Raw genomic sequence first — 8,995 nt, 5'->3', positions numbered from 1 at the left:
CGGCACCCCGAGGGGTGCCGGGCCGTCGTCGTGCGCGGTCCGTGCCGCCCGACCGCGCGGTGCGGGCGTCAGCCGGAGAAGGGCTTCGCGGAGACGACCTTGACGGGGATCGAGCGCCCGTTGGGGGCCGTGTACGTCGTCTCGTCACCGGCGGACAGGCCGGAGATGGCCTCGCCGAGCGGCGAGGTGGGGCTGTAGACGTCCATGTCGGCGCCGTCGGCGACCTCGCGGGAGCCGAAGAGGAAGCGCATCTCGCGGCCCGCCACCTCGGCGACGACGACCATGCCGGGCTGGACGCGCCCGGAGTCCTGCGGCGCCTCGCCCACGCGGGCGTCGCGCAGCAGGGCGGTGAGCTGGCGGATGCGGCCCTCCTGCTTGCCCTGCTCCTCCTTGGCGGCGTGGTAGCCGCCGTTCTCCTTGAGATCGCCCTCCTCGCGCGCGGCCTCGATGCGCTGGGCGATCTCCTGGCGCGCGGGCCCGGTGAGGTGGTCGAGCTCGGCCTTGAGGCGGTCGTAGGCCTCCTGCGTGAGCCACGCGGGCTCGCGCTGGCCGTCGGCCGGCGCGGGCGCGGGCGTCTGCGTCATGTCGGTCACGGAGGACCTCCTTCGGTGCGCCGCCCGCGGTGCGCGAGCGGGGTGCGGGAGGGCGGTGCGCGGGGCGCGCCGCCCTGGTCTCGACGTGGTCGTGCTCGTGGTGCGGTGCTGCTGGTGCGGTCCCGGTGGCCCCGTCCCCTCGGGCTCGGCGTCCCTGCGGTGCGGCCCCCCGGTGCGGCTGCTCGGCCCGGCCCCGATGCCGGACCGGCGCCGGGAGCGGCCGTCGCGGGCGCGCTCCGCAGCACCGCGAACGGGCGATGCTAGCCGATGGGGGCGCGGGGCCGTGCGGCGACCGGGGGCTCAGCCGCCGGCGAGCAGCTCGCAGCCCATGACCTCCGCGCTGACGGCGGGCTGCTGGGTGCGGATCTCGACCGACCGCCGGACGACGTCGGCGTCCGACGGGCCGACGTCGACGGTCTGCCAGCCGACCGTCGTGAAGTCCTCGGCCAGCGCGCGCAGGTCGCACCGCGCCGTGCTGCCCGGGTCCATGGTCACCTGGAAGTCGAGCTCCACCGCCGTCGCCGTGGGGGCGGAGAAGCCGACGACCTGGGTCGAGACGCCCTCGCCCAGCAGCAGCGCGGGGCCGGCCCAGGCCGCCCACCCGAGGACGGCCGCGCCGCCGACCGCCGCGAGGAGGACCCGCAGGCGACGCTGCCCGGGTGAGGGCCCGCGCCGCCCGTAGCGCGCCTCCAGGCGCGCGTCCCGCGAGCCCGTGCTCGCGCCCGGGCCGGGGGCCTCGCCGCTCGCCGTGCCCACCACCGTCGTCCCGCCTCCTGCGTCGTCGTCGCACCGTCGGGCGCCTGCCGCCCCGGCTCGCCGGGGGGCTGCACCGCAGCACCGTCCGCGTCGTCCAGAATGGCTCCTCGTCCACCCCGCGGCGCACACCCAGTGTCGCCGACGGCGACGACGAGGAGGAGCCCTGGTGTCAGAGAACGGCGTGGCCACCCGAGAGGGCGGGCCCGACGCGCACGCGCGGCAGGCGCCGCGACCCGCCGACGTGGAGCTGGGGGACGCCGCGACGGCGGCCCTGCGAGCGGACGTCGGGCCGCTGCGCCTCATGGCCGTGCACGCCCACCCCGACGACGAGTCGAGCAAGGGGGCGGCCACCTCGGCCAAGTACGTGGCCGAGGGCGTCGAGGTCCTGGTCGTCAGCTGCACCGGCGGCGAGCGGGGCGACATCCTCAACCCCAACCTCGCCGGCGACCCGCACGTGCTGCGCGACATGGCCGAGGTGCGCCGCCACGAGATGGCGGCCGCGGCGCAGGCCCTCGGCGTGCGCCACCGCTGGCTCGGCTTCGTCGACTCCGGCCTGCCCGAGGGCGACCCGCTGCCGCCGCTGCCCCCGGGGTGCTTCGGCCTCGAGGACGTGGAGACGGCCGCCGCCGCCCTGGTGCGCGTCGTCCGCGAGTTCCGCCCGCACGTCATGACGACGTACGACGAGAACGGCGGGTACCCCCACCCCGACCACGTCATGTGCCACAAGGTCTCCGTCGCCGCCTTCGAGGGCGCCGCCGACCTCGAGCGGTTCCCCGGCGGCGAGCCCTGGCAGCCGCTGAAGCTCTACTACAACGGCGGCTTCAGCCGGGAGCGCATCGAGGTCTTCCACCGCGCCATCGTCGAGTCCGGCGGCGAGTCGCCCTTCGCCGAGTGGCTCGAGCAGCGCTCCGACCGCCCCGAGCGGCGCGTCGACGCCCGCATCCCCTGCGCCGAGCACTTCGAGGCGCGCGACCGCGCCCTGCTGGCCCACGCCACGCAGATCGACCCGGGCGGCTTCTTCTTCCGGGTGCCCCGCCAGCAGCAGGCGGAGCTGTGGCCCACCGAGGAGTTCGAGCTCGCCCGCAGCGCCGTCGGCACGGCCACGCCGGAGGACGACCTGTTCGCGGGCGTGCGCGACGTCGTCGGCGGGACGGCGCCCGCACCGGGGTCCGCCGCGTGAGCTGGGCCGCGACCTGGGTCGTCACGGGGGCCGCGACACCGGTCGGCGCCCTGCTCGTCGCCCCGGTCGTCGGCCTCGGCGGCTCGCCGCCCACCCCCGCGCCCGGTGAGGGCCCGGCGCCGTCCTCGGTGGGCCCCGGCACCGAGGGGTTCATCTGGACCTTCCTCGTGGTCCTCGCCGTCGTCCTGCTCCTCGTCAACATGGTGAGCCGGCTGCGCCGCATGGAGCGCCGCCGGCGCCAGGACGAGGCGGCCGAGGACGAGCGCCGTCGCGCCGGTGGGGATGACGCCCCGGCGCCCGGCGGGCCCGACGGCCGCGCCCCCGGCCGCCCCGACCCCGACCGCCCCGACCACGGCCGCCCCGGCGGAGACGCGCCGTGAGCGGCGCCGCCTCCGCGACGCCGGGTCCCGGAGCCTCGGACGGGGCGTCGAGCGGCGCGTCCACCGGGGGCGCGCCGCGCGAGGCCCTGCCCGCCGGCACGCCGGCGCCGGGCACCTCGGACTCGCCCGCGGCGCCCCCGACGGGCCGCCCGGCGCCGGTGCGCCCGGCTGCGCGCGCGGGGCTGCGCACCCGCGCCGCCCGTGCGGCGGGGGCCGCGGCGGGAGCGGCGTCGCGCCTGCTGGGCCGCGGCGCCGGCGAGGTCGTCGCCGGCCGCGTCGTGCTCCGCCTCGCCCCGCGCGCCGTGCACGAGCTCGCCGGGGAGCGCGTGGCCGCCGTCGTGTCGGCCACCAACGGCAAGACGACGACGACCCGCCTGCTGACGGCGGCCCTCGCAGCCGGGGCCGGCGCGCCCCGCGGGGTCGTCAGCAACGGCGGCGGCGCCAACATGCGCGCGGGCATCGTCACGGCGTTGACGAGCGGGCCGGGCGACGCCGTCCTCGAGGTCGACGAGATGCACCTCGCCGGGCTCCTGCCGGAGCTGGCGCCCCGCGTCGTCCTCCTCATGAACCTCTCCCGCGACCAGCTCGACCGCACCGCCGAGACGCGCCAGCTCGCCGCGGGGTGGCGCACGGCGCTCGCCGGGCTCGGCGCGGCCGGCGGGCGCGGCGTCGTCGTGGCGAACGCCGACGACCCCCTCGTCGTCTGGGCGGCCTCGTCGGCACCCCGCGTCGTGTGGGTCTCGGTCGGCGCGTCGTGGACGGCCGACGCGCGCAGCTGCCCGCGCTGCGAGCAGCTGCTCACGCTGCCGGGCGACCCCGACGACGAGCGCGAGGCCACGGCCGCCGTGGAGGCCGCCCCCGCCGGCGCGGTGCCCGGTGACGCCGCGCCCTCCGGAGGCTGGCGCTGCCGCATCTGCGGGCTCGCCCGCCCGACGCCCTCGCTCGTCCTCGAGGGCGACGTCGCCCGCGAGGTCGGCGCCCCCGCCGGGGGCGCCTCCGCCGCGACCCCCGGGCTCGGCGGGCACCCCGTGCGCCTGGCCCTGCCCGGCCAGGCGAACCGGCGCAACGCCGTCATGGCGGCCGCCGCGGCGGGCGAGCTCGGCGTCGGCCTCGGTGCCGCGCTCGCGGCCATGGCCGACGTCGGCGACGTCGCCGGCCGCTACGCCTGGCTGCGCGCCGAGGGCGTGCGCTTCTGGCTCCTGCTGGCCAAGAACCCGGCCGGCTGGGTGGAGAACTTCGACGTCATGGGCACGAGCGACCGGCCCCTCGTCCTCGCGATCAACGCGCAGGGGGCCGACGGCCGCGACACCTCGTGGATCTACGACGTGCCCTTCGAGCGCCTCGCCGGCCGCCGGGTCGTCGTGGCGGGGGAGCGGGCCGCCGACCTGTCGCTGCGGCTCGTCGTCGCGGGCGTCGAGCACGAGCGGGTGCCGGGCCTGCGCGACGCGCTGCGCGCCGCCCGCGCCCTCGGGGCGCCCGGCAGCGGACCCGAGCGGGGCGGGCCCCCGGCGGAGGAGGTCGACGTGGTCGGCAACTACACGGCGTTCCAGCAGCTGCGCGCCGTCGCGGCGGCAGAGGCGGCGCGGTGAGCGCCGGGCCCTCGGCGGTGCGCGTGGCCGTCCTCTACCCCGAGCTGCTCGGCACCTACGGCGACGGCGGCAACGCCGCCGTGCTCGCCGCCCGGGCCCGCGCCCGGGGGATGGGCGCCGAGGTCGTGGAGGTGGTCGGCAGCGAGGGGCTGCCGCAGGCCGACGTCTACCTGCTCGGCGGCGGGGAGGACGGGCCGCAGCGGCACGTCGCCCGCCTGCTCGCGCAGGAGGACCGGATGGCGCGCGCGGTCGACGCCGGCGGCGCCGTGCTCGCCGTCTGCGCCGGGATGCAGGTGCTCGGCAGCGCCTTCCGCGACGTCGACGGCTCCGTCCCCGGCCTGTCGCTGCTGCCCTGCCGCACCGTCGAGCCGCTGCCCGCCGAGCGGCGCGCGGTCGGCGAGGTCGTCGTCGAGGCCGACCCGAGCCTCGACCTGCCCCCGCTGCTGGGCTTCGAGAACCACGGCGGGCGCACGGCGCTGGACGACGGCGCGGTGCCCCTCGGGCGCGTGCTGCGCGGCACCGGCAACGGGGTGGGGGAGGCCTCGGTCGACGGGGTCGTCGCGGGCCGCGTCGTCGGCACCTACCTCCACGGCCCGGTGCTCGCGCTCAACCCGGCGCTCGCCGACCGCCTCCTCGAGTGGGCCGCGGGCGTCGGCCCGGGTGGGCTGCCGGACGGCGACGAGCGGCTGGCCGCGCTCGACGAGGCGGCCGGGGCGGCTCGCGCCGTGCGGCTGCGCATGGCGGGGCTCGGCGGGTAGCCGCCGGCGCCCTGCGGCGGGCTCGCAGCGCCGGCGCCGGCGCGCTGGGCCGGACGGCCGCGGGTGCGGCGTCGGTGTCAGACCGCCGGGACGGCGGCGGCGGCCCGGGCGTCGGTGTCCGGGCCGTCGAAGGAGAAGCGCGCCCACACGTGCTTGAGCTCGGCGTCGGTGTACCAGCCCACGCCGTCGGCCAGCCGGGCCGCGAGGTGCATGCCGAAGCCCCCTTCCCCGAGGGCCCGGGCGGCCGCGAGTTCGGGCGAGGCGCCCGCGGCGGCGTCGGTGACGTCGACGACGAGGGCGCGGGCGTCGTCGACGAGCAGGCGGACGGAGCTGGGCGGCGCGCCGTGGCGCAGGGCGTTCGTCGCGAGCTCGCTGACGACCAGGACCACGCGGTCCTGCAGGTCGCCGAGCCCGGCCGAGTCCTCCTCGCCGCGGCCCAGGAGCTCGGCGTGCAGGGACCGCCGGATGCGCGCCAGGTCGTCCGAGGTGGACAGCTCCCACGTGGTGACCTCGGCGAAGCCGCCGGGCGGCCGGGTGCTCGCCCTGAGGGCCTGTGCCACGGGGACCTCCAGCACGTCGCTCGCTCGGTCGGGGGCGGGCGGGTCCCGCCGACCCCCCGGCTGCGCACGGTAGCGCGCGTCGGGTGCCGGGGCAGACGCTACGGCTCCCGCCGCCCGGGCGCGCGAGGGGGCGGGCGACGCGCCGGTGCGCCTCGTGCACGGGCGCGCCCGGCGGGCGCTCCCGGGAGCCCGCGGGCGCCGGTCACGCACCCGTGCGGGCGGGCGGGGCCGGCGGCTCGTGCAGCAGGCGCCGGAAGGTCTCGAGCTCCACGGGCGGGGACCAGAGGTAGCCCTGCGCGCTCGGGCAGCCCATCTGGCGCAGGAGGTCGGCTTGGGCGGGGTCCTCGACGCCCTCGGCGACGACGCCCAGCCCCAGCGCCTCGGCCATGCCCAGGACGCCGCGGACCACCGCCCGCGCCCGGTCGTCGGCCACGGCGCCGGCGACGAAGCTGCGGTCGACCTTCACCCCGTCGACGGGCAGCTGCACGAGCTGGGCGAGCGAGCTGAAGCCCGTGCCGAAGTCGTCGACGGACACCTGCACGCCCAGGCGGTGCAGCGCGGAGAGGTCGGCGAGGAGGCTGCCGTGCACCTCGAGCAGGTGCGTCTCGGTGAGCTCGACGACGACGAGGTGCGGCGGGAGGCCGCTGGCCTCCAGGGCGCCGGCCACCGCGTCCACGAGCCCCGCGGCGGCGAGCTGGCGGCCGCTGACGTTGACGTGCAGCTTCAGGGGCCGGTCCGTCCGCGCGACCTCCGCCAGGTCGGCGGTCGCGCGGCGCAGGACCTGCTCGCCCATGCGGACGACGACGTCGCTGCCCTCGGCGACGTCGAGCCAGTCGCCCGGCGGCAGCAGGCCCCGCACGGGGTGCCGCCAGCGCACGAGGGCCTCGCAGCCGGTGATCGTGTCGTCCGCGAGGTCGACGACCGGCTGGTAGTGGACGACGAACTGGTCGAGGACGAGCGCCTCCCGCAGCTCCGCGGTGAGGGTGACGAGGCGGTCGGCGCGGGCCTCGAGCGAGCGGTCGAAGACGGCGGTCCGCCCGCGCCCGGAGCGCTTGGCGGCGTACATCGCGGTGTCGCTGCGCCGCAGCAGCTCGCCGGCGTCGTCGCCCGCCCCGGACACGGTGAGGCCGGCGCTCGCGCCGACGGCGACGAGCCGGCCGTCGAGGAGCACGGGGCGGCCGACCGCCTCGAGCAGGCGCGCCGCGACCTCCTCGGCGTGCTGGGCGCTGTCGACCTCGGGGCAGCACACGACGAACTCGTCGCCGCCGATGCGGGCGACCGTGTCGCTCGCGCGGACGGCCTCGCCGAGGCGCTGCGCCGTCACCCGCAGGACGCGGTCGCCGGCCTCGTGGCCGAGGGAGTCGTTGACGGACTTGAAGTCGTCGAGGTCGAGGAAGACGAGCGCGACGAGGGCGCCGGAGCGCTGGGCCGCGGCGAGGGCCAGCCCGACGTGGTCGCGGAGCAGGACCCGGTTCGGCAGGCCGGTGAGCTCGTCGTGGAGGGCGAGGTGGACCAGCTGCGCCTCGGCGTCCTTGCGGGCCGTGACGTCGAGGAACTGGGCGACGACGAGCCGCTCGTCGGGCGCTCCCGGCGCCGGGAGGGCGACGCGGTCGCCGGCGCCCGCGAGGAGGCCGGGGGCGACCGGTGACGGGAGGGCGGACAGGTGCACCTGCGCCCACACGAGGGAGGAGTCCGCGCGCACGTGGGCGAGCTCCCCGGTCCAGGTGTCCCGGGTGGCCGCCGCCACCTCCTCGAGCACCCGTCGCACGGTCGCGACGTCCTCGGACCGCAGGTGGGCGAGCCAGGAGACGCCCGGCGCCGGCGCCGCCCCGTCCGCGCCGCCGTCGAGGGCGGGGACGCCGAGGAGGCGCTGGAGGGCGGGGTTGGGGTGCATCAGGCGCCCGGCGGCCGCGCCGTCGACGACGAGGACGCCGTTGCCGATGAGTGCCGCGTCGATGGACGCCGCGAGCGCCGCACGGGCCTGCGCGAGCGAGGCGACGGCGCGGGCCCGCTCCTCCTGGCTGGTCGCGAGCAGGACGCTGACGAGGACGGTGAGGACGAGGAAGATCTGCACGACGGCCGCCCGCGCCGTCAGCGACGAGAGCCCGGCGAAGAAGACGCCGTCGCCGAGGACGGCCACGGCCACGGCGAGGACGTCGAGCAGGACGGAGAGGACGGCCGTCCGGGGGAGCCCCATGCGCGAGCCGGACCACGCGAGCATCGGGAAGACGGAGAAGGCGAGGGGGAGCTGCGGCAGCCACGCGAAGGCGGCGAGGTAGGTGAGCAGGCCGGCGGCGACGAGGACGGCCCACTCCCGCAGGCGCGGGCCGCTGACGAGCTCGCGCGCTCCGCCCGGTCGCTCGAGGGCCAGGACGAGGACGAGGACGAGGAAGGTCCCCGCGGTGTTGCGCAGGCTGGTCTGCACGAGGGTGCTCAGCACGTCGAGACCGATGGCGGCGCCGACCGCGGTGCTGAGCAGCCCGCTGACCCCGCCCGCGAGGGCCGAGGCGGCCAGCAGGCGGCCGGGCCGTGCGAGCCCGAGGCGGCCGTCCGCGGGCAGCCGGCAGCACCACCGCAGCGCCCGGGCGCCGACGAGCCCGTGGACGAGGTTGACGCCCGCCAGCGCGGCCGCGAGGGCGGCCGAGGACCCGGTCACCGCGTGGGCGGACCAGACGACCACCAGCAGGAGGACGACGTCCACGGCCCGCACCCGGGCGGGGCGGCGGGCGGCGAACCACCACACGACCAGCCCGGCCGCGGGCCACAGGAGGGAGAAGAGCGTGCCCTCCGGGCGCAGGTACCGGCCGAGCAGGCAGGCGGCGAGCAGGAGGGCCGCCATGCCCAGGGAGCGCACCCACCACCGACCGCCGACCCCCGGGGGCCCGTCGGCGCCGAGGTCCCGGGCGCCCTCGCCGTCCCGGTCGCCCGCGGCGTGCGCGCCGGGGGAGACGCGGTCGAGCACGCCCCCGGACCGGTCGCCCCCGGACCGGTCGCCCCCGGGCCGGTCGTCGGCCCCCGGGCGCGGCGGCGCGCCGGCGCTCACGCCGCCCCCGCGGCGCAGAGGTCTCCCCCCATGGCGAGAACGGTCGCAGAGGAACGCCGTGCGCGGGGCGGAACGGACGAACTCGGCCACGTCGGCCCCCGTGCGCCCGCGCACGGAGTGGGGGAGCATCGACGGC

The 8,995-nt window shown here is 78.9% G+C and carries 8 protein-coding genes; 4 read left to right on the top strand and 4 right to left on the bottom strand.

Annotated elements, in window-relative coordinates:
* Window positions 1–68 precede the first annotated feature (68 nt).
* Entirely contained in the window at window positions 69–584 is a 516-nt protein-coding gene (gene greA / locus WDV85_RS02410) for a transcription elongation factor GreA (protein ID WP_339569438.1), read from the bottom strand.
* A gap of 309 nt (window positions 585–893) precedes the next feature.
* Window positions 894–1,349: a DUF4307 domain-containing protein gene (locus WDV85_RS02405; protein ID WP_339569091.1), complete on the bottom strand. Its 456-nt coding sequence runs from the start codon at window positions 1,347–1,349 to the stop codon at window positions 894–896.
* 301 nt (window positions 1,350–1,650) lie between these two features.
* On the opposite strand from WDV85_RS02405, the gene mca reads away from it, so the two are divergent.
* Genes mca through WDV85_RS02385 form a run of 4 tightly spaced genes read left to right on the top strand, consistent with a single transcriptional unit; the run spans window position 1,651 to window position 5,256 of the window.
* The gene (gene mca, locus WDV85_RS02400; RefSeq protein ID WP_445263174.1) at window positions 1,651–2,529 is read left to right on the top strand and encodes a mycothiol conjugate amidase Mca; all 879 of its coding nucleotides are present in this window, start codon (window positions 1,651–1,653) and stop codon (window positions 2,527–2,529) included.
* Window positions 2,526–2,909: a hypothetical protein gene (locus WDV85_RS02395; RefSeq protein ID WP_339569089.1), complete on the top strand. Its 384-nt coding sequence runs from the start codon at window positions 2,526–2,528 to the stop codon at window positions 2,907–2,909. Before mca ends, WDV85_RS02395 begins: the two co-directional genes overlap by 4 nt.
* A complete protein-coding gene (locus tag WDV85_RS02390) occupies window positions 2,906–4,498 on the top strand; it encodes a DUF1727 domain-containing protein (protein ID WP_339569088.1) in 1,593 nt (530 codons plus the stop codon). The genes WDV85_RS02395 and WDV85_RS02390 overlap by 4 nt, the downstream gene beginning before the upstream one ends.
* Complete coding sequence (locus WDV85_RS02385; protein ID WP_339569087.1) at window positions 4,495–5,256, top strand: type 1 glutamine amidotransferase; 762 nt, start codon at window positions 4,495–4,497, stop codon at window positions 5,254–5,256. Before WDV85_RS02390 ends, WDV85_RS02385 begins: the two co-directional genes overlap by 4 nt.
* 77 nt (window positions 5,257–5,333) lie before the next feature.
* On the opposite strand, the gene WDV85_RS02380 is transcribed toward WDV85_RS02385, so the two are convergent.
* Both WDV85_RS02380 and WDV85_RS02375 read right to left on the bottom strand, forming a co-directional pair.
* The gene (locus tag WDV85_RS02380) at window positions 5,334–5,816 is read right to left on the bottom strand and encodes an ATP-binding protein (RefSeq protein ID WP_339569086.1); all 483 of its coding nucleotides are present in this window, start codon (window positions 5,814–5,816) and stop codon (window positions 5,334–5,336) included.
* 202 nt (window positions 5,817–6,018) lie between these two features.
* Window positions 6,019–8,859: a putative bifunctional diguanylate cyclase/phosphodiesterase gene (locus WDV85_RS02375; protein WP_339569085.1), complete on the bottom strand. Its 2,841-nt coding sequence runs from the start codon at window positions 8,857–8,859 to the stop codon at window positions 6,019–6,021.
* Window positions 8,860–8,995 lie beyond the last annotated feature (136 nt).

Origin of the sequence: Pseudokineococcus sp. 5B2Z-1, assembly GCF_037482305.1 — a bacterium.
GTDB lineage: Bacteria > Actinomycetota > Actinomycetes > Actinomycetales > Quadrisphaeraceae > Pseudokineococcus.
This window is presented reverse-complemented; position numbering and strand designations above follow the sequence as displayed.

Bases quoted from the DNA above. Each gene is read 5' to 3' on its own strand.
- greA (WP_339569438.1), bottom strand. From the start codon at position 584: ATGACGCAGACGCCCGCGCCCGCGCCGGCCGACGGCCAGCGCGAGCCC.
- mca (WP_445263174.1), top strand. From the start codon at position 1,651: ATGGCCGTGCACGCCCACCCCGACGACGAGTCGAGCAAGGGGGCGGCC.